An 18,462-nucleotide genomic window follows, 5' to 3' on the forward strand; every position below is an offset into this window, starting at 1 on the left:
TTGTTCAAGGGGCCGTCGCTCTTCGGAGCGGCGGCCCCTTTTTAGTGCAGTTTCTGGCTCAGCAGGGCGGGTTCCCCGGGAACGACGCTGATGTAGCCGTTGGCGAGGGTGAAGCCCACGCGCCCGGCGTCAAGGTCGAGATAACTGAGGGTCTTGTCCCCGGCGTAGAGCTGCCCGATGCCGTGGTAGGGCTGAGCGAAGAGGGCATCGAGCTCCTGCGCTTCCCGGCTGCGCGCGGGGGCGTCGTCGAAGATGTCGCTCTCCTCGGCCTTTTCGAAGTCTTCCTGCGGCAGTGAGAAGGGCCTGATACCGGCTGCGGGGCATCCGGGCAGGGCGCCGACAAGAGCGTCGACAGGCCGGGTGTCGGCGGAGACCCCGGCGAGTTCAACCCGCTCACCCCGGCAGACCACGGAGACGGCGGTCCGCCCACTCGCGGCGACAAGAATCCCGATCTGCCCGGTTGTGTCCCGGGCGTAGCCGAAGAACTCCCGCGCGGGCCGCGTGATGAGGTGCAGGACGTCTTCGAATTCGGGTGTGAAGCCTTCGCCCTGGGTGAACCCGTATTCGCTGAGCTCCTCGAAGGCCTCGCGGTTCACTGCGGTTTTGCCGCTCGGCGGGATGTACCGAAGCCCGTGGGCGAAGACGGGATGCGGGTCCCCGCAGCCGATTTGACGCATGGCCGTGAGAAGGGTGTTCAGCGAGAATTCGGCGTTGAGCATTTATTTCTTGTTCCGGCTCTCGCCGATCACCGGCGGCATCGGCTTTTGGGGGAAACCACCGAAGGTCTCGTCGGGGTCGGGGTTTTGGAGGTAGGGGGCTTTTTTCTTTTCGCGATCTTCGTCTTTACCGCCGCGCCCGGCGCCGAGGGGGCCGCCCATGGGCATGCCGTTGGCGCCACGGGGGCCGGCGGTGCCGCGAGTGGTGGTGCCGTTGCGTTCTTCGGGGAGGCGGGCGCCGGAGTTGGCCCCTGGGCCGCGCATGCCTTGGCCTGTGCCTGTTCCCGGCCCGGCTCCTGGTCGATATCCGGTGCCTGTTCCCGTGCTCGGGTTCGCTCCGGTGCCATATCCGCCTGTGCCGGGCCCGAATCCGCTGCCGGAGTAGCCACCGGTGCCGGGCCCGAATCCGCTGCCGGAGTAGCCACCGGTGCCGGGCCCGAAGGTGTTGTTCCCGCCGAGGTTGCCGACGGGCTGTCCGGTGGGCCCGAACTCATAGCCGCCCTGCGCGGCCGGAGGCACGACGGGCTTGGGAACGTAGCTGTCGGCGTGGGTGTTGTCCCCACCGGCGTGCCCCTGGACCTGGTTTTGCCCCTGGTTCGGGTTGGGGACTTGGTGCTGAATCTGGTTCTGAACCTGATTCTGCACCTGGTTCTGTCCGGGTTGGACGGTCTGCCGGTTCTGCTGCACGGGAACCTGCCGTGGGTTGCGAGCCCATTCACCGGTGTCGGTGGTCCCGCTGGTCTTTTTCGGCGCGTCGTCAGCCATGGAGACGGGCGCACCGGAGTCACGGAGCTGGGCGTACTGAGCGGGCATCTGCCCACCATTGGCCGAGCTGGCGGAGTGATAGGCGCTGAAGGCGTCGATGTTGGCCTGACTGTCGGCCTGCCAGCCGGCGACCTTGGAGTTGTAGGAGCCCCAGCCCTTACCGCTGATGGCCTCGACAACATCATCTGCAGTCAGCTCAGGCGCGGCCGGGGCCACGGGTTTGACGGAGTTCTTGGCGGTCCCGAAGGCATCCATCTGAGCCCCGACAGCGGTCCGCGCATTCGCAAGATGAACAGCATCATCGGCGGCGGCCTGCACGAGGGGAAGGGTGGCGTCAGCAGCAGAGTCCCCAGCGCCCCCTTGCCAGCCGGCTATGGTCTTGGCCCGGAGGGCGTTGATCCGTTGCGCCCGTTCAACCATCCGAGTGGTCAGATTGCTGGCCCCATCATGCGCGTCAGCGAGCGACTGAGTGCCTTTCCCGCCCGTGATCTGCTCGTAGATATCAGCGGCGGTAAGCGGTCCTTCGGCAACCATCGATTCACCCGGCCCGGAGGTTGTTCAGCACGGTCACCGTCACCTCGTGCGCTGCGGCGCAAGGGTCCTTCTTGCCGACATTTCCCTCGGAAAGGGCTACCGACACGTCGAGCATGTCTTCGTTGCTGGTTCCCAGAGCGATCGCGCAAGTGCCCTTGGGGCGCAGGTCGGCCTGTCCGTAAGCCACGGTCGGGTAGCCATCGATCGGATCCATGGGAACGAACAAGGGAAACGTCGTCCCCTGTTGCTGGTAGATCGATGTCAGGCCACGCCGGTTCTTAGTGGCGTAGATGACCGATACGGCAGCCTGGGTGACCGATCTCGGATGCCAGAAGCAGCTGGAGCCGGCCGGGTCGTTCGGATCTTCCTTCGGCTCAACGTCCGGACCGAGAAGTTCGGCGATCTGCGCATCAGTGAGCGTGGTGCAAGGTTTCTGCTGAAACTTCGTGGTGCCGATCGGGGTTGCTACGCCGGGTGCACCGGCACCGGGCAGTTGTGAGGCTGGGGTATCGGTCGGGGAGTTGGACGGATCGGCCGGCGAAGGTGTGGCAGTGCCGTTCTGAGTCGTGGTGCAAGCGGCTGCGATGAGCATCGTCGCGCCCAGCCCGAGTAGCAGTGGGCGTTTCACAGGCTGCCTCCGGCGTTTTTGATCTGCGTCGTGTGCGTCTCTTCGGCAGTAGCGTATTTACCCAGCGCTGCTTCGAATTTCGCGGCCATGTTCCGGCAGTAGGACGCACGCTCGTCAAGGGTGGTCGTCAACGCCGAGCCGGACCGGCGAATCAGATCGGCGTTGCCGCCACTGGCGTAATCAAGACCAGGTCCCTCGGTAGCAGCGATCAAACGCGCTCTGCTCAGGTCGTCCTCGAACTCGTTCGCGAGGTCGTTCCACTCCCGAACCAGCTCATGCAGCGTCGCCTCGTCGTACTGGAACCCGGGCCCTCCACCCGACTCCACCCCATACGAACCAGCCACCGGAACCCCGTTCGGTCCCGGAAGCTCCCCATTCCCGCTCGGGTCGTAAACCGGTGGTTCAGGCACCGTGCATCACCGATACCGCGGTCGTCATCAGCTCTCCCCTGGCTCGCAGTGTGCTCCCTCCCGAGCACCCTGCGTATCCGACGGCGAAAACCTTACCAGGGTTCTCCCACCCGAAATCCCGAAACAGCACGAGGGCCGCGGCCCCCTCGGCCGCGGCCCTCGATCACCCCTACGGGGTCGGTGAGCAGGACGTGTGCCCCAGCACGACCTGCCCGCTGATCCCCGACGCCGGCAGGAAGTCGATCCGCAGCATCGTCAACCCGATGCTGCCGTCGCCCGGGAGGTTCTGGATGTTGAACACCGCGTTCGCGAGCACCGTTCCGTTGGACTTCTTGAGCGGCGCCGTGTAGCCCACCGGGACCGGGCTCGGCGGGTTCGGGATGCCCGACATCCCGCCGTAGCTCCAGTTCGCGCTCGTCTGCGTCTGCGTTGCCGTGCACGTCACCGTGTACGTCGACAGCTTGATCCGCGGCCCGCCCGCGCTCACCAGCGCCGACAGCTCGAACGCCTTGCCCGTCGCCGTGGACTTGGTTGATGTCGCGTCCGTTTCCGGGTCCGTCACCGTCGTCGTGCACGACGACGTGCCGCCGCCGAACGTGACTCCCGTTTTTGTCACCGACTGGGCCGTGGCCGTCGTCGGGCCGTCCACCGAGCACTCGCCCTGGACCGGGACCTTGATCGTCGTGCCGCTCTTGGTGAACTCCGCCGAGCCGATCTGGGCCACGCCCGGTTGCGGTGCGGCCTGCGCCGGCGCCGCGGTGACGGCGAGCCCGGCCAACATCAGTGTTCCGGCGAGCGCACCCCGCCTCGCGATGGTGTTGCGCATGTCGCGTCCTCCTTGCCGACCGGGGAGAGCGACGCTCTTCCTCGAGCTGAATATCCGCCCGCCGGAGACGTCCGTTGCGCCCGAAACCGCTGATCACCCCTTCGTGGATCATGAACCACCCGGTGGATAATCCCTTCGGTATCCGGATACAGATCTGTATCTTGACGCGCATGCCGACCTACCGCGTCCTCGTCCGGGGCAAGTTCGACCACCCCACCCAGGCAACCCGCGCGAAACTCCTCGCCGCCCTCGACACTGAGGACGACCTGGCCGGACAGCTCTTCAGCAAAATCGGCACGCTCACCTACAGTCACCATCTCGGCGGCTTCAGCTTCCGGATCACCGTCGAGGTCGCTGCTGGTGACAGCGCCACCCGGGCAGCCCACGACCAGGCGGAGCTCGCGGCCATGGAACTGCTGGAGCGCGAGGGCTACCCGTACCGCGAGCTGACCGTCAGCTCCACGTGCCTGGACGACGTCCGGGCCAGGCGCCGGTGAGGTGTCATGTTCGTCACCGTTTCCGCAGGACAGCGGGTAAACGACAGCGCGGGGTAACCACTACGCTCAAGGGACAACCCGACCGGTGCACGAGTAGAGCGGAGCCGACGTGTCTGTGCCTTCCCCAGCCCCCGGGGCGGGATCCCTCCCCGCTGCGCCGGGTGGCGCCCTCGAGGACCTGCGCGCGTCCGTCGGCCTGCAGATCGACGACGAAGCCCTGCTGCGCGCGATCGCCGGCGGGCTGGCCGAGGTCGAGAAGCTGCTTCGCGACGTCGTCCGCAGTGACGTCCAGGCCGTCAACGACGCCGCGTTGCACCTGGTCGAAGCCGGGGGCAAACGCTTCCGTCCGCTGTTCACCCTGCTCGCCGCGCAGTTCGGCCCGAAGCAGGACGACCACGTGGTGATCGCCGCCGCCGCGGTCGAGCTGGTGCACCTCGCCACGCTCTACCACGACGACGTCATGGACGAGGCGGACATGCGGCGCGGCGCCGAGAGCGTCAACTCCCGCTGGGACAACACCATCGCCATTCTCACCGGCGACTTCCTCTTCGCGCACGCCTCACGCCTGGTCGCCGACCTCGGCACGGACGCCGCGCGGATCATCGCCGAGACGTTCGGCGAGCTGGTCACCGGCCAGATGCGCGAGACCGTCGGCCCCGGCCCGGGTGACGACGCCGTCGCGCACTACCTCACCGTGATCGGCCAGAAGACCGGTTCGCTGATCGCCACCTCCGGCCGGTTCGGCGGCATGATGTCCGGCGCGGCCGAGGAGCACATCGGGGCGCTGCGGCGCTTCGGCGACATCATCGGCGCCGCCTTCCAGATCTCCGACGACATCATCGACATCGCGTCGCCGTCCGACGAGCTCGGCAAGGCGCAGGGTACCGACCTGCGCGAAGGCGTCCGGACGCTGCCGATGCTCTACGCGCTCGCCGACCCGGGCACCGACCCCCGGCTGGTCGAGCTGCTCTCGGGGCCGATCGCCGACGACGCCGTCGTCCAGGAGGCGCTGGAGCTGCTCCGGGCGAGCAGTGGACTCGAACGAGCACGCGTCACCCTTTCCGACTACGCTCGTCGCGCGCGAGCCGAGCTCGCCGCGTTGCCCGCGTCACCCGCCCGGGACGCGTGTGAGTCGGTCGCCGACTACCTGGTCGCGCGCACGCACTAAACAGGGGCAGGGATAGATGTCCATATTCGGACAGGTTTGGCTGTGGAGCCTCGCCGCGTTCTTCGTCGGAGTCCTCCTCACCTGGCTGGTGCTGGTGCTGCCGCTCCGCAAGAGCGTCCGCAAACTGGAGAGCTCGCTGGCGCAGGCGCACGCCGACGCCGCGCGCACCCCCGCGAACGCCGCTGGGCTGGCCGCGCCGGGCACCGAGGTCTTCGCACGGCCTGAGCCGCGGCCGGAGCCGGAGCCCTCCCGTCAGGAGACCTCCTACCCGGGCACGCTGGTCGCCGCGCCGCCGATGAGCCGCGGCGACGTCCACGACGACATCGACGAGGACTTCGCCGAGCTGGACTCGCGGGTGCCGCCGGGGACGCTGCCGGAGCCCGAAGAGGCCTACCGGCCGGAACCCGAGCCGGAGCCCGAAGCGGACGACCCGTACCGCTCGGCGGCGACGCAGTTCCTGTCCCCGGTCGGCGAAGCGGTCGAGCCGGACGCCGACCCGTACCCGTCCGCGGTGACGGAGTACCTGGTCCCCGACGAGGAGCCCGAGCCCGAGACGCCCGCGCTTTCGCGGCTGGAGCAGCAGCTCGAACCGGACAGCACGGCGGGCTCGCTCTTCCAGCCCCCGTCGGGGGAGTCGCACGCGCCCGATCCGGACTGGTTCGACCACGAGCCGCCGGCCGAGCGGTCGGCGTTCGAGGAGCCGGTGGAGCGCACGCGGTACATCGGTGAGCACCCCGGTTCGGCGCGGCACGCCGAGCCGGAAGAGGACGACGACGAGGAAGAGACGCCGCAGTACGCCTTCGCCGGAGATGACGCAGCCACCGGGGGCGAGCTCGACGTGCCGCCGGAGACCCCGGCCGAGGCGACGCAGGTGCTGCCGAAGCGGCAGCCGCGGGGCGCGGTGCGGGGCGGGTTCGACGCGCCGCAACCGATCCAGCCGTCGATGCGCACGGTCGAGCGGCGCGAGCCCGACCTGGCCGGCGCGCACAGCGGCTCGCTGTTCGAGCCGTCCGTGCAGCCGAACCAGGCGGCGGTCTCGGCCCCCGAGCCGCCGCCGGCCCGGCAGACGGCGGGCGACGCGGTGCCGCCCGGCCCGTTCGGCCCGGGCTCGGCAATGCCGCGCCCCGGCGGCGGAGCGCCGAGCGATGGCTTCGTGGTGAAGGCGAGCGTCACGGCGTTGCGCTACTGCACCGACGAGTCGGCGCAGTTCCCGAAGATGGTGGCCGAGGTGTGGTTCCGCACCGCCGAGGACGCCGAACGGGTCGGGTTCCGGCCGATCACCTGAGTTTTCCGACCCAGGGCCGCCTTCGGGCGGCCCTTCGTCGTTTCAGGCCGCTTGGAAGAGGACCATGGCCGCGCCGCCGGGATCGGTGACCACCACGAGCGAGCCGACCGGCAGATCGGTGCGCTCGCGCACGACCTTTCCGCCCAGCTCCACGGCTTTCGCCGCTGCGGCGTCCACATCGGACACCGGCGCGTAGGGCAGCCACTGCGGCGCGCGGCCGTCGTCCGGCGCCAGTTCGGTCAGGCCGCCCCACGGCACGCCGTCGTCGGTCAGCAGGGCCCCGGACGTCTGCCAGCCGAGCAGCTCGCCGAAGAACCGCTTGGTGCCGGCCACATCGGCGGTCCGGACGTCGAAGAACACGAAAGGTCGCATGACCCAAAACTTAGGACAAGTGTCCTAAGCCTGGCAACCCCCGGAAACGCCGAAGGCCGCCACGCGTTCGGCGTGGCGGCCTTCGGGGCAGCGTGGGACTACGCGACCGTCCAGGTGTCCTTGCCGCGCAGCAGGCCCTGCAGGTCGGGCGTGCGGGCCGCGCGCGCCTGCTCGACCTGGGCGCGGGCGCCGTCGTCGTAGGTCGGGCGCTCGACCTGGCGGAGGATGCCCGTCGGGACGTGGTTCAGGCTCTGGTCACCCAGGCGCGACAGCGCGAACGCGTACGACGTGTCCGCGATCGACGGGTCGTGCACCACGACGTTGTCCTCGCCGATGTCGGCGACCTTCGCGACGTCCAGGCCGCCCCAGTCGCCGCGCTTGACGCCGAACTCCTGGTTGGGGCCGAAGCGGATCGGCTCGCCGGCCTGCAGCGGGATCAGCCGGGCGGCGGCCTCGTCGGCGTCCTTGAGGACGTCGAACGCGCCGTCGTTGAAGATCGGGCAGTTCTGGTAGATCTCCACCAGCGCCGACCCGCGGTGCTGCGCCGCGGCCTGCAGGACCTCGGTGAGGCCCTTGCGGTCGGAGTCCATCGCGCGGCCCACGAACGACGCCTCGGCGCCGATCGCCAGCGACAGCGGGTTGAACGGCGTGTCCACCGAACCCATCGGGGTCGACTTGGTGACCATGCCCTGCCCCGACGTCGGGGAGTACTGGCCCTTGGTCAGCCCGTAGATCCGGTTGTTGAACAGCAGGATCTTGATGTTCACGTTGCGCCGCAACGCGTGGATCAGGTGGTTGCCGCCGATGGACAGCGCGTCGCCGTCACCGGTGACGACCCACACCGACAGGTCCGGGCGCGTGGTCGCCAGGCCGGTCGCGATCGACGGCGCGCGGCCGTGGATCGAGTGCATGCCGTAGGTGTTCAGGTAGTACGGGAAGCGCGAGGAGCACCCGATGCCCGAGATGAACACGATGTTCTCGCGCTTGAGGCCGAGCGTCGGCAGGAACGACTGGACCGCGTTCAGCACGACGTAGTCGCCGCAGCCGGGGCACCAGCGGACTTCCTGGTCGGACTTGTAGTCCTTGGCCTTCTGCGGCTCTTCGGTGGTGGGCACGAGATCCAGACCGCCCAGTGCGGGCAGCCCCAAGTCGGTCGCAGTCACTTCGCCGCCTCCATAACGCCGGTGATGATCTCCGAGAACACGTTCTGCAGCTCTTCGGCCTTGAACGCCATCCCGGCGACCTTGGTGTGCGAGTGGACGTCCACGAGGTACTTCGCCCGCAGCAGCAGCGAAAGCTGGCCCAGGTTCATCTCCGGCACCACGACCTTGTCGTAGCTGCGCAGGATGTCGCCGAGGTTGCCCGGCAGCGGGTTGAGGTGCCGCAGGTGGGCCTGCGCGATCGGCATGCCGAGCTTGCGCACGCGCCGGCAGGCCGCGCCGATCGGGCCGAACGACGAACCCCAGCCCAGCGCCAGCACCCGGGCCTTGCCGCCGCTCGGGTCGTCGACGACGAGGTCCGGGACGTCGATGCCGTCGATCTTGGCCTGCCGCAGGCGGACCATCTTCTCGTGGTTGTCCGGGTCGTAGGAGATGTGGCCGGTCTTGTCGGCCTTCTCCAGCCCGCCGATGCGGTGCTGCAGCCCGGGTGTGCCCGGGATCGCCCACGCGCGGGCGAGGGTCTCGGGGTCGCGCACGTACGGCCAGAACTCGCCGGAGTCGTTGTCCGCGTTCGGTTCCGAGGCGAACTCGACGCGCAGGTCCGGCAGCGTTTCGACGTCCGGGATCAGCCACGGCTCGGAGCCGTTGGCGATCGCGCCGTCCGAGAGCAGCAGCACGGGGGTGCGGTACTTCAGCGCGATCCGGGTGGCCTCGATGGCCGCGTCGAAGCAGTCGGCCGGGGAGAGCGGCGCGACGATCGGCACCGGCGACTCGCCGTTGCGGCCGAACATCGCCTGCAGCAGGTCGGCCTGCTCGGTCTTGGTCGGCAGGCCGGTGGACGGGCCGCCGCGCTGGACGTCGACGACGACCAGCGGCAGCTCCACCATCACGCCGAGGCCGACGGCTTCGGACTTCAGCGCGACACCCGGCCCGGAGGTCGAGGTGACGCCGAGCGCGCCGCCGTAGGACGCGCCGAGCGCGGCGCCGATGCCGGCGATCTCGTCCTCGGCCTGGAAGGTGATGATGCCGAAGTTCTTGTGCTTGGACAGCTCGTGGAGGATGTCCGACGCCGGCGTGATCGGGTACGTGCCGAGCAGGATCTGCAGGCCGGAGCGCTGCCCGGCGGCCACCAGCCCGTAGGCGAGCGCGGTGTTGCCGGTGATCTGCCGGTAGGTGCCCTGGGCGAGCTTGGCCGGCGCGACCTCGAACGTCGTCGCGAACGACTCGGTGGTCTCGCCGTAGTTCCACCCCGCGCGGAAGGCCAGGATGTTCGCCTCGGCGATGTCCGGCTTCTTCGCGAACTTCTCGCGCAGGAACCGCTCGGTGCCCTCGGTGGGCCGGTGGTACATCCAGGACAGCAGGCCGAGCGCGAACATGTTCTTGCAGCGCTCGGCGTCCTTCTTGCCGAGGCCGGTCTCGGCCAGCGCGCCCTGGGTCAGCGTCGACATGGCGACCCGGTGCACCTGGAACGGGCTGAGCGTGTCGTCGTCGAGCGGGTCGGTGGCGTACCCGACCTTGGTGAGGTTGCGCTTGATGAAGTCGTCGGTGTTCAGGATGATCGTGCCGCCGTGCGGGACGTCGGCCAGGTTCGCCTTGAGCGCGGCGGGGTTCATCGCGACGAGGACGTCCGGGCGGTCGCCGGGGGTGAGGATGTCGTAGTCGGCGAAGTGCACCTGGAAGCTCGAGACGCCGGGGATGGTGCCCTGGGGCGCACGGATCTCGGCGGGGAAGTTCGGCATGGTCGACAGGTCGTTGCCGAACGCGGCGGCTTCGGACGTGAAGCGGTCACCGGTCAGCTGCATGCCGTCACCGGAGTCGCCCGCGAACCGGATGACGACCCGGTCCAGCTTGCTGACCTCGGTGGGCCTGGTAGCGGCGAGCGAGCCGTCACCAGCGCCGTTGCCGTTCGCACTCGTGCTCATGGCTCAGGGATTCCCTCTCTCCCGACGTTGCGGCCTTCGTTCGCCCGCCCGGTGTCGTGACAGGCCGATCACCAGGCCCTACCACGAGGTTAGCTCGCGCACGACCTCGATGTTCCTAGACTCCCGGCTGGCCGGCGACCTCATCTGTGCGCTTGCCGGTTCCTCTGCGCTGGTCCGGCAATTACCTGTAACCGATGGTAACGGGCAAAGTGTGAGGCACGCTGTGACACGTGTCTCGGGAGAGTGTCCACCCGCTGGGATTCAGGCTCGGGACCGGATCCGCGCCCGCATGGCTTCGAGCCGTTCGGCGAACTCGGGCGAGGCCAGCGACGCCAGCTGCGGCTCGATTTCGACGTCCACGGCGTCGGCGTGCGCGGCCAGGGAAGCGGTCTTCCGGAGGCTGCGCTTGGTGGCCAGGAGAGCCTCTCGCGGAGCGGCGACGGCGGGCGCCGCGAGCTCCCGCGCCGCGGCGACCAGGTCGCCGTCGACGACGCGCAGCGCCAGCCCGGCGCGGACCGCCTCCTCGGCGTCGAGCGACTGGCCGAACAACGCCATCGCGGCGGCCTGCTGCGGCCCGGCGAGCCGCTGCGTCATCCAGGTCATCCCGCCGCCGGGGTGCAGGCCGAGCTCGAGGAACCGGGCGACGAACTTCGCGCGCGGCCCGGCCAGCCGCACGTCGGCGGCGAGGGCGAGGTTCAGCCCCGCGCCGACGGCCGCCCCGCCGACCGCGGCGATCGTCGGCAGCGCACACCGGGCGACGGCGAGGAAGCCTTCGTAGATGGCGCGCAGGCCGCGTTCGTCGGCTTCACCCAGCGCGGACAGGTCGGCGCCGGCGCAGAAGGCGGGCGGCGTGCCGGTGACGACGACGGCGTGGACTTCGTTGTCGCGCTCCGCGGCTTCGACGGCGGCCGCGAGCTGCGCGGACAGGTCGAGGGTGAGCGCGTTGCGGCTGCCGGGCGCGTCGATGGTGAGCAGGGCGATGCCGGATTCGTGCTCACTGACGATGCGGTCGGTCATCGGTCCAGGGTAGGGGTGGAGGCATGGGGGAACTTCTCGGCGTCCTGGTCAAGGGAATCATCGTGCTGGCGGGCAACGCGCTGACGGTGGTCGACACTTCGGAGCTGTTCGGTGGCCGCCGCCGTCGCGCTCGGCGGAAGGCGTTCGCGAGCGGCTCGCGGGTGGAGTTCCCGTGCGTGCTGCGGGACCCGGGGCTGACGGAGGGGCGTACACGGCGGGGCTGGGTGGCGGTCGGTGGCGGGCCGGCGGAGTGGCGGGTGCCGGGTGGGGAGCCGGTGGTGTTCGAGCCGGGTGAGCTGACCATGCAGGCGGTTGACCGGCAGGCGGTGACGTTCCGTGCGGGCGCGACCGAGCTGCGGGTGCATCCGGACGAGGCGCCGTTGGTGTTGCGGGGGCTGGCGGGGTGAGGCGTCAGCTCTCCGGCGTCTCCCCGGCGGTGCGGTGGCGGTGGTGTTCGGTCCGGGCCGGCTGATGGTGCGGGCGGTCGGCAGGCGGTGGCGTTGCACGCGGGCGCGATTGAGCTGCGGCTGCATCCGGACGAGGCGCTGGTGCTGCGGGCGCCGGCGGGGTGAGGGTGGGCCTCCGCCCCCCGGTCTCCAGCGTAGGAGCGGGGCCCGACGGTTCCGCGGTCTCGACGGCTCGAGCCGCCGACCTGTCCACAGGCGCCCCGCACCTGTGGACAGCTCCGCGAGGCCGACCCGGGCTGTCGGCCCCCGCCGATAAGCTGGAAGACGGGGGCCGGAGGCATCAGCTCTCCGGCGTCGGCGGGCGCTCGAGCAGCCGGGAGAGCACCACCGTCGACACCGTGCGGTCCACGATCTCCAGCCCGCGCAGCCGCTCCAGCGCCGTCTCCAGGTGGTGGATGTCCGCCGCGCGGAGGTGGACGATCGCGTCCGCCGCGCCGGACACCGTGTACGCCGCCACCACCTCCGGCAGCGGCTCCAGGCGCGCGCGGATGCGGGCCGGCGTGATGTTGCCCTGGCACGTGACCTCGACGAACGCCTCCGTGCCCCAGCCGAGCGCCTCCGGGTCGACCACCGCCGTGAACCCGCGGAGGATGCCCGTTTCGAGGAGCCGGTCGACCCGCCGTTTCACCGCCGGCGCGGACAGGCCGACGACCTTGCCGATCTCCGCGTAGCTCGATCGGGCGTTCGCCACGAGACACGAAACGATTCGCTGGTCGATGGTGTTCACACGCAACATTTAGCACAGATACGCGCAGCGAACAGCGATTGATTGCGAGTTTAGGCGCCCCTTACCCTGCAATCATGCAGGCGATGCGTGTACCGACCACCCGTCGATACTTGATGTGTTCCCCGCGGCACTTCGCGGTGGACTACGTGATCAACCCCTGGATGGACCCGACCCAGCCGGTCAGCGCAGACGTCGCCGTCGCGCAGTGGACCGAGCTGCGCGACACCTACCGCCGCCTCGGCCACACCGTCGAGGAGATCGAGCCCCAGCCCGGCCTGCCCGACATGGTCTTCGCCGCGAACTCCGGCACGGTCGTCGACGGCCGCGTCCTCGGCTCGCGGTTCCGCGCGCCGCAGCGGGCCGCCGAGGCCGAGCACTTCCGCCGCTGGTTCGTCGAGCACGGCTACCGCGACATCACCATGCCGGAGAAGATCAACGAGGCCGAGGGCGACTTCGCCTGGACCGGCTCGGTGCTGCTGGCCGGCACCGGCTTCCGCACCGACCCGGCCGCGCACGCCGAGGCGCAGGAGGTCCTCGGGGTCCCGGTCGTCTCGCTGAACCTGACCGACCCGCGCTACTACCACCTCGACACGGCGCTGTTCGTGCTCGCCGAGGCCACGGACACCACCCGCGCGCAGATCGTCTACTACCCGGAGGCGTTCTCGGCCGGATCACGCCGCGTGCTCGAGCGGCTGTTCCCGGACGCCGTGCAAGCGACCGCCGCCGACGCCGAGTGCTTCGGGTTGAACGGCGTTTCCGACGGCCGCAACGTCGTGCTGCCCGTCGAGGCCACGCGGCTGGGCGAGCTCCTCGCCGACCGCGGGTACGAGCCGGTCTACGTCGACATCTCCGAGCTGCGGAAAGCCGGCGGCGGCCCGAAGTGCTGCACGCTGGAAATCCGGAAGGGCTGAATTTCCGGAGAATCTGTAACTCACCCGTTTGCCACCGCGATTAATCGAGGTAACAAAGCGACTACTCGCGGTGGCAGGCGGTGGGAGAGGTGACGGTGAACCTCGCCGTGCACGGGATCGGCCGTCCGGCTCGCCCGCTCGACCCCGGTGAGGACGAGCGCTGGGTGACGGTCGAGCAGTTCGAGCGCGTACTGGACGCGGTCGAGGGCGAAGACGTCCACCTGACCTTCGACGACGGCAACGAGTCCGACGTCGAGATCGTGCTGCCCCGGCTCGTCGACCGCGGCCTGACGGCGGAGTTCTTCCCCCTGGCGGGCCGTCTCGGCCAGCGCGGCTACCTCGACCGCGACGGCCTGCGCGAGCTGGTCCGGGCCGGCATGGAGATCGGCTCGCACGGCTGGGAGCCGAGGGACTGGCGCCGCCTCGACGACCGCCACGCCCGCCGCGAGCTGACGGACGCGCCGAAACTGCTGGGTGAGCTGTGCGGCCGGCCGGTGGAGCGGTTTTCGCTGCCGTTCGGGGCGTACGACCGGCGGGTCCTGGCGCGGCTCAAGCAGGCGGGGGCCACGCGGGTGTACACGAGCGACGGCGGCGAGGCGCATCGCGACGGGTGGCTTCAGGGGCGGACCGAAGTGCGGCACGACCTGGACGGCGAGTGGCTGGATGGGGTGCTCGCCGGGGGACGGCGGCGCGGGAGCTGGGTGGAGCGGTTGTTTCGGCGGGGTGGCCGCTAGCCGGGGGTGGAGCAGCGGCCCGCGGTTGAGCAGTGGTGGCGCGGCGAACGCTGGTGGTTCGGCGGATACCCGCGGCGGCCCGCGGCCGGGTGCGCGCGGCAGCAGCGGTGGCCGCGGTGGCCGCAGGTGGTTTGGCGGATGTTGCGCGGCGGCCAGGGTGACAGTGGGTGGTTCGGCGGATACCCGCGGCGGCCCGCGGCCGGGTGCGCGCGGCAGCCGTGGTGGCCGCGGGTGGTTCGGCGGATGCTGCGCGGCGGCCAAGGTGGTTCGCAGTCGAGTCGCCGGGAACCGCGACCGTCGCCGATGCCGCGACCGTCCGCCGCCCACACCGCCCCCGCGAATCCGCTAAGACCGTTTTGACCGTTCCGGTGATCACCAGTCATTTCCCGGTGGCCGGAACACGGTCCAGACCAATTTCGCGCTGCCGCACCCACTGAGCAGCCTTTTCGTCAAGGCCGGCCGCATGATGGGAAATTCCCGCACCGCAAGGTCTTGAACCACCCCCTCCCCGGGTGCATCCTGGGTGCCTCGCCGCCGTAAGGAAAGTTTCCTAACTAAAGGGAGCAACCAGGAATGCGGAAACTGATCCTGCTCGCGACCATGGCGCTGGCCGCGGCCGTGATGCCCTCGGCGCTCGCCTCAGCGGCCCAAGCGCCGGCCCCGGTCCAGGCCCAGCCGGTCCAGACCCAGACCGTCGCCGCTGCCCCCACCGCGGCCCAGCTGCTCGCCAAGACGAACAGCTGCAAGCAGATCTCCAACGGCAAGTACAAGACCGACGAGGACGTCTCGGCCAAGACCGTCGCCGTCTGTGATGCCAATGGCGCCGTCTTCTGGAAAGCCGACATGGACATCGACTGCGACGGCCAGCGCTCGACGCAGTGCAACGAGGACACCGACTGCTGCTACCAGGACGACACCGCCTTCCACCAGTCGGACGGCAAGCCGCTCAACGCCGCGAAGCTGCCCTACATCGTCGTGCCGAGCTCGAGCAGCATCTGGAAGTACTCCTCCTCGCAGCTGAAGGGCGGCGGCTCCTGCGCCGTGATCTACAACGGCAAGGTCGAGTACGCCGTCATCGGGGACACCGGCCCGACGCAGATCATCGGGGAAGCCTCCTACGCGACCGCGAAGGACCTCGGCATCAACCCCGACCCGTCCAACGGCGGCACCGACTCCGGTGTGACCTACATCTGCTTCAAGAACTCCACCGTCTCGCCGATCGAGAACCACTCCGCCGCGATCAGCAAGGGTGAAGGCCTCGCCACCACGTTCGTCAACAACAACTGACACGCGCATTCCGGGGCCGATCCGTTCAAGACGCGGATCGGCCCCGGCTGCTGTCCTGGGGGCATGAGCCAAGAACTGCTGAAACTGGCGAACATCGGCCCCGTGATGGTCCGCGACCTCGCCCGGCTCGGTATCACCGAGCCCGCCCAGCTCGCCGGGCGCGATGCCGTCGAGCTGTACGATCGCCTCTGCGAGACCGACGGCGTCCGGCACGACCCCTGCGTGCTCGACACCTTCATGTCGGCGGTCGACCAGGCGGACGGCGCGCCGCCGCGGCCGTGGTGGACCTACACCCCCGAACGGAAACGGCTTTACGAAAGCCGCTGACGAAATCGCGCCGAGCGTGTTGCCCGCCCACGGCAAGTTGCAGTTCGAGACCCGATTTTTACGCGAAAACCGTTACGCCTAACGGCCTCCTCACGCTTTACCCCGTTCGCCGCGCCCCCGGTAACGATCCAGGGGGCCCCGCCGACCAACTTGAGGGTCGCGCGGAAAATGCGGAGGTTTGGCGTGAAGATCAGTGTCTTCGGGCTCGGTTACGTCGGTTGTGTCTCCGCCGCGTGCCTGGCGGGGCAAGGGCACCGGGTGGTCGGCGTGGACGTCAACCCGGTGAAGATCGACCTCATCACCCAGGGCAAGGCCCCGGTGGTCGAGGAGCGGATCGGCGAGCTGACCGCCGAAGTCGTCGCGAGCGGCGCGCTGAGAGCCACGACCGACGTCGCGGAAGCCGTCGCCGACAGCGAGATCTCGCTGGTCTGCGTCGGCACGCCGTCGGCGCCGAACGGCAGCCTCTCGACGGTCTACCTCGAGCGCGTCGCCGAGGAGATCGGCGAGGCGATCGCGAACAAGAGCGAGCGGCACACCGTCGTCTTCCGCAGCACGATGCTGCCGGGCACCTGCCTCGACCTGCTGATCCCCATCCTGGAGAAGTCCTCGGGCCGCACCGCCGGGGTCGACTTCGGCGTCGCGGTGAACCCCGAGTTCCTGCGCGAGGGCACCAGCGTCAAGGACTTCTTCGACCCGCCGAAGACGGTGATCGGCGAGATCGACACCGCGAGCGGGGACGCCGTCGCGGCGCTGTACGAAGGCCTGCCCGGGCCCGTCTTCCGCGTGCCGATCCCGGTCGCGGAGATGACGAAGTACGCCGACAACTCCTTCCACGGCCTGAAGATCGGGTTCGCGAACGAGCTCGGCTCGATCTGCCGCGCGCTCGGCCTCGACTCGCACCAGGTGATCGACGTCTTCCTCGCCGACACCAAGCTCAACATCAGCCCGGCCTACCTCAAGCCCGGCTTCGCGTTCGGCGGCTCGTGCCTGCCGAAGGACCTGCGCGGGCTGGTCTACGCCGCGCACCGCGCCGACGTGAAGGTGCCGATCCTGTCGCACGTGCTCAGCTCGAACGAAGAGCACCTGCAGCGGGCGTTCGACCTGGTCGCGCGCACCGGCAAGCGCAAGGTCGGGCTGTTCGGCCTGTCCTTCAAGCCGGGCACCGACGACCTGCGCGAGTCGCCGCTGGTCGAGCTGGCCGAGAAGCTGCTCGGCAAGGGCTACGACCTGAAGATCTACGACGCCAACGTCAGCCTCTCGCGGCTGATGGGCGCCAACCGCGAGTACATCGAAGGCCGGCTGCCGCACCTCGGGCAGCTGCTCGCCGGGTCCGTCGAAGAAGTCATGGACCACGCCGACGTCGTCATCGTCGGCTGCAAGGACCCGGCCGTGCTGGCGGCCCTGCCGCACGGCGGTGACCGGGTGCTGATCGACCTCGTCCGCCTGCCCGACGCCGAGACGCGTCGCCTTGAAGAGGGATACGCCGGCCTTGCCTGGTAAAGCGCTCATCCTCGTCGAAAACCTGTCCGTCCCCTTCGACCGCCGCGTCTGGCAGGAGTCCACGACCCTGCGCGACGCCGGCTGGGAAGTCCACGTCATCTGCCCGCAGGGCACCAAGCGCGACACCGAGGCCGAGGCCGTCATCGACGGCGTCCACATCCACCGGTACCCGCTGAAGGCCGCGACCGGCGGCCCGGCCGGGTACCTGCAGGAGTACGGCAGCGCGCTCTGGCACACGCTGCGGCTGGCCCGGAAGGTCGGGCCGGTCGACGTCGTGCACGCCTGCAACCCGCCGGACCTGCTCTACCTGGTCGCGAAGTACCTGAAGCGGCAGGGCGCGCGGTTCGTCTTCGACCAGCACGACCTGTGCCCCGAGCTGTACCTCTCGCGGTTCGACCGCGGGCAGGACCTGCTCTACCGCGGGGTCTGCGCGCTGGAACGCGCCACCTACCGCGCCGCCGACGTCGTGATCTCGACGAACGAGAGCTACAAGCAGGTCGCCCGGATCCGCGGCGGCAAGAAGCCCGAGGACGTCTTCGTGGTGCGCAGCGCGCCGGTCGTCGAGCGGTTCCACGAGGTGCCCGTCGAGCCCGAGCTGAAGAAGGGCAAGCCGCACCTGCTGGCCTACCTCGGCGTGATGGGCCCGCAGGACGGCGTCGACTACGCCCTGCGCGCGCTCGCGAAGCTGCGGGACGAGGTCGGCCGCACCGACTGGCACGCGGTGTTCGTCGGCTCCGGGGACGCCTTCGACGACATGGTCGCCCTCTCGGCGAAGCTCGGGCTGGCCAACCAGGTCGAGTTCACCGGCCGGATCTCCGACGAGGACCTGGTCCGCTACCTCTCCACCGCCGACGTCTGCCTGTCGCCGGACCCGCTGAACCCGCTCAACGACGTCTCCACGATGAACAAGGTCATGGAGTACATGGCGATGAGCAAGCCGATCGTCTCGTTCGAGCTGCGGGAGGCGCGGGTGTCGGCCGGGGACGCCGCCGTCTACGCCCCGGCCAACGACGAGTCGGCGTTCGCGAAGCTCGTCGCGCAGCTGCTCGACGACCCGGAGGAGCGGGCCCGGATGGGCAAGCTCGGCCAGGCCAGAGTGGCCGGCGCGCTCTCGTGGGACAACTCGGCGAAGAACTTGCTCGCCGCATATGAGCACGCTGTGAAGTCCTGATCGCCGTTCGGTCAAGAAGCCACCGGACGTGTAACCAA

The 18,462-nt window shown here is 69.6% G+C and carries 20 protein-coding genes; 10 read left to right on the forward strand and 10 right to left on the reverse strand.

Annotated features, from left to right (window positions below; all coding sequences use genetic code 11):
* Positions 1–41: 41 nt before the first annotated feature.
* The 5 genes from ACZ61C_RS19160 to ACZ61C_RS19180 form a co-directional block, all read right to left on the reverse strand.
* Positions 42–719 carry an ESX secretion-associated protein EspG gene (locus ACZ61C_RS19160; RefSeq protein WP_465308467.1) on the reverse strand — a complete coding sequence of 226 codons (678 nt, stop codon included), beginning with the start codon at positions 717–719 and terminating at the stop codon, positions 42–44.
* On the reverse strand, positions 720–2,015 hold the full coding sequence (locus ACZ61C_RS19165; RefSeq protein ID WP_465308469.1) for a PPE domain-containing protein: 1,296 nt from the start codon (positions 2,013–2,015) through the stop codon (positions 720–722).
* Positions 2,016–2,019: 4 nt separating this feature from the next.
* Positions 2,020–2,643 carry a DUF3558 domain-containing protein gene (locus ACZ61C_RS19170; protein ID WP_465308471.1) on the reverse strand — a complete coding sequence of 208 codons (624 nt, stop codon included), beginning with the start codon at positions 2,641–2,643 and terminating at the stop codon, positions 2,020–2,022.
* Positions 2,640–2,987, reverse strand: a complete 348-nt coding sequence (locus tag ACZ61C_RS19175) for a hypothetical protein (RefSeq protein WP_465308473.1) — start codon at positions 2,985–2,987, stop codon at positions 2,640–2,642. Before ACZ61C_RS19175 ends, ACZ61C_RS19170 begins: the two co-directional genes overlap by 4 nt.
* Before the next feature lie 235 nt (positions 2,988–3,222).
* A complete protein-coding gene (locus tag ACZ61C_RS19180; RefSeq protein ID WP_465308475.1) occupies positions 3,223–3,879 on the reverse strand; it encodes a hypothetical protein in 657 nt (218 codons plus the stop codon).
* Between the two features lie 170 nt (positions 3,880–4,049).
* On the opposite strand from ACZ61C_RS19180, the gene ACZ61C_RS19185 reads away from it, so the two are divergent.
* The 3 genes from ACZ61C_RS19185 (at position 4,050) to ACZ61C_RS19195 (ending at position 6,829) form a co-directional block, all read left to right on the forward strand.
* The gene (locus ACZ61C_RS19185) at positions 4,050–4,376 is read left to right on the forward strand and encodes a DUF6204 family protein (RefSeq protein WP_465308477.1); all 327 of its coding nucleotides are present in this window, start codon (positions 4,050–4,052) and stop codon (positions 4,374–4,376) included.
* 115 nt (positions 4,377–4,491) lie between these two features.
* The gene (locus tag ACZ61C_RS19190) at positions 4,492–5,544 is read left to right on the forward strand and encodes a polyprenyl synthetase family protein (RefSeq protein WP_465309405.1); all 1,053 of its coding nucleotides are present in this window, start codon (positions 4,492–4,494) and stop codon (positions 5,542–5,544) included.
* Between the two features lie 16 nt (positions 5,545–5,560).
* Positions 5,561–6,829: a sunset domain-containing protein gene (locus ACZ61C_RS19195; RefSeq protein ID WP_465308479.1), complete on the forward strand. Its 1,269-nt coding sequence runs from the start codon at positions 5,561–5,563 to the stop codon at positions 6,827–6,829.
* Positions 6,830–6,871: 42 nt separating this feature from the next.
* On the opposite strand, the gene ACZ61C_RS19200 is transcribed toward ACZ61C_RS19195, so the two are convergent.
* From ACZ61C_RS19200 to ACZ61C_RS19215, 4 genes are all read right to left on the reverse strand, one after another.
* Positions 6,872–7,201 carry a VOC family protein gene (locus ACZ61C_RS19200; RefSeq protein WP_465308481.1) on the reverse strand — a complete coding sequence of 110 codons (330 nt, stop codon included), beginning with the start codon at positions 7,199–7,201 and terminating at the stop codon, positions 6,872–6,874.
* A gap of 98 nt (positions 7,202–7,299) precedes the next feature.
* Positions 7,300–8,364 (reverse strand): 2-oxoacid:ferredoxin oxidoreductase subunit beta, encoded by a 1,065-nt coding sequence (locus tag ACZ61C_RS19205; protein ID WP_465308483.1) that lies wholly within the window; start codon positions 8,362–8,364, stop codon positions 7,300–7,302.
* Entirely contained in the window at positions 8,361–10,283 is a 1,923-nt protein-coding gene (locus ACZ61C_RS19210) for a 2-oxoacid:acceptor oxidoreductase subunit alpha (RefSeq protein WP_465308485.1), read from the reverse strand. Before ACZ61C_RS19210 ends, ACZ61C_RS19205 begins: the two co-directional genes overlap by 4 nt.
* A gap of 261 nt (positions 10,284–10,544) precedes the next feature.
* Complete coding sequence (locus tag ACZ61C_RS19215) at positions 10,545–11,300, reverse strand: enoyl-CoA hydratase (RefSeq protein ID WP_465308487.1); 756 nt, start codon at positions 11,298–11,300, stop codon at positions 10,545–10,547.
* A 23-nt stretch (positions 11,301–11,323) separates the two neighbouring features.
* On the opposite strand from ACZ61C_RS19215, the gene ACZ61C_RS19220 reads away from it, so the two are divergent.
* Positions 11,324–11,707 carry a hypothetical protein gene (locus ACZ61C_RS19220; RefSeq protein ID WP_465308489.1) on the forward strand — a complete coding sequence of 128 codons (384 nt, stop codon included), beginning with the start codon at positions 11,324–11,326 and terminating at the stop codon, positions 11,705–11,707.
* Between the two features lie 340 nt (positions 11,708–12,047).
* Here the strand turns inward: ACZ61C_RS19220 and ACZ61C_RS19225 are convergent, their stop codons facing one another.
* Positions 12,048–12,494 (reverse strand): Lrp/AsnC family transcriptional regulator, encoded by a 447-nt coding sequence (locus ACZ61C_RS19225; protein WP_155548792.1) that lies wholly within the window; start codon positions 12,492–12,494, stop codon positions 12,048–12,050.
* 83 nt (positions 12,495–12,577) lie between these two features.
* Here ACZ61C_RS19225 and ddaH point away from each other — a divergent pair, with 83 nt between their 5' ends.
* From ddaH to ACZ61C_RS19255, 6 genes are all read left to right on the forward strand, one after another.
* A complete protein-coding gene (ddaH, locus tag ACZ61C_RS19230; protein WP_465308491.1) occupies positions 12,578–13,405 on the forward strand; it encodes a dimethylargininase in 828 nt (275 codons plus the stop codon).
* Between the two features lie 80 nt (positions 13,406–13,485).
* Entirely contained in the window at positions 13,486–14,139 is a 654-nt protein-coding gene (locus tag ACZ61C_RS19235) for a polysaccharide deacetylase family protein (protein ID WP_465308493.1), read from the forward strand.
* A gap of 573 nt (positions 14,140–14,712) precedes the next feature.
* Complete coding sequence (locus tag ACZ61C_RS19240) at positions 14,713–15,426, forward strand: glycoside hydrolase family 75 protein (RefSeq protein WP_465308495.1); 714 nt, start codon at positions 14,713–14,715, stop codon at positions 15,424–15,426.
* Positions 15,427–15,489: 63 nt separating this feature from the next.
* A complete protein-coding gene (locus ACZ61C_RS19245; protein ID WP_465308497.1) occupies positions 15,490–15,753 on the forward strand; it encodes a helix-hairpin-helix domain-containing protein in 264 nt (87 codons plus the stop codon).
* 183 nt (positions 15,754–15,936) lie between these two features.
* A complete protein-coding gene (locus ACZ61C_RS19250) occupies positions 15,937–17,253 on the forward strand; it encodes a nucleotide sugar dehydrogenase (protein WP_465308499.1) in 1,317 nt (438 codons plus the stop codon).
* A complete protein-coding gene (locus tag ACZ61C_RS19255) occupies positions 17,243–18,424 on the forward strand; it encodes a glycosyltransferase family 4 protein (RefSeq protein ID WP_465308501.1) in 1,182 nt (393 codons plus the stop codon). The genes ACZ61C_RS19250 and ACZ61C_RS19255 overlap by 11 nt, the downstream gene beginning before the upstream one ends.
* Positions 18,425–18,462: the final 38 nt, after the last annotated feature.

It is taken from the genome of Amycolatopsis sp. NPDC104587 (assembly GCF_055583645.1).

Excerpts from the sequence above, each read along its gene's own strand:
- ACZ61C_RS19160 (WP_465308467.1), bottom strand. The coding sequence starts at position 719 with ATGCTCAACGCCGAATTCTCGCTGAACACCCTTCTCACGGCCATGCGT.
- ACZ61C_RS19165 (WP_465308469.1), bottom strand. The coding sequence starts at position 2,015 with ATGGTTGCCGAAGGACCGCTTACCGCCGCTGATATCTACGAGCAGATC.
- ACZ61C_RS19180 (WP_465308475.1), bottom strand. The coding sequence starts at position 3,879 with ATGCGCAACACCATCGCGAGGCGGGGTGCGCTCGCCGGAACACTGATG.
- ACZ61C_RS19185 (WP_465308477.1), top strand. The coding sequence starts at position 4,050 with ATGCCGACCTACCGCGTCCTCGTCCGGGGCAAGTTCGACCACCCCACC.
- ACZ61C_RS19195 (WP_465308479.1), top strand. The coding sequence starts at position 5,561 with ATGTCCATATTCGGACAGGTTTGGCTGTGGAGCCTCGCCGCGTTCTTC.
- ACZ61C_RS19200 (WP_465308481.1), bottom strand. The coding sequence starts at position 7,201 with ATGCGACCTTTCGTGTTCTTCGACGTCCGGACCGCCGATGTGGCCGGC.
- ACZ61C_RS19210 (WP_465308485.1), bottom strand. The coding sequence starts at position 10,283 with ATGAGCACGAGTGCGAACGGCAACGGCGCTGGTGACGGCTCGCTCGCC.
- ACZ61C_RS19215 (WP_465308487.1), bottom strand. The coding sequence starts at position 11,300 with ATGACCGACCGCATCGTCAGTGAGCACGAATCCGGCATCGCCCTGCTC.
- ACZ61C_RS19220 (WP_465308489.1), top strand. The coding sequence starts at position 11,324 with ATGGGGGAACTTCTCGGCGTCCTGGTCAAGGGAATCATCGTGCTGGCG.
- ddaH (WP_465308491.1), top strand. The coding sequence starts at position 12,578 with ATGCGTGTACCGACCACCCGTCGATACTTGATGTGTTCCCCGCGGCAC.
- ACZ61C_RS19240 (WP_465308495.1), top strand. The coding sequence starts at position 14,713 with ATGCGGAAACTGATCCTGCTCGCGACCATGGCGCTGGCCGCGGCCGTG.
- ACZ61C_RS19245 (WP_465308497.1), top strand. The coding sequence starts at position 15,490 with ATGAGCCAAGAACTGCTGAAACTGGCGAACATCGGCCCCGTGATGGTC.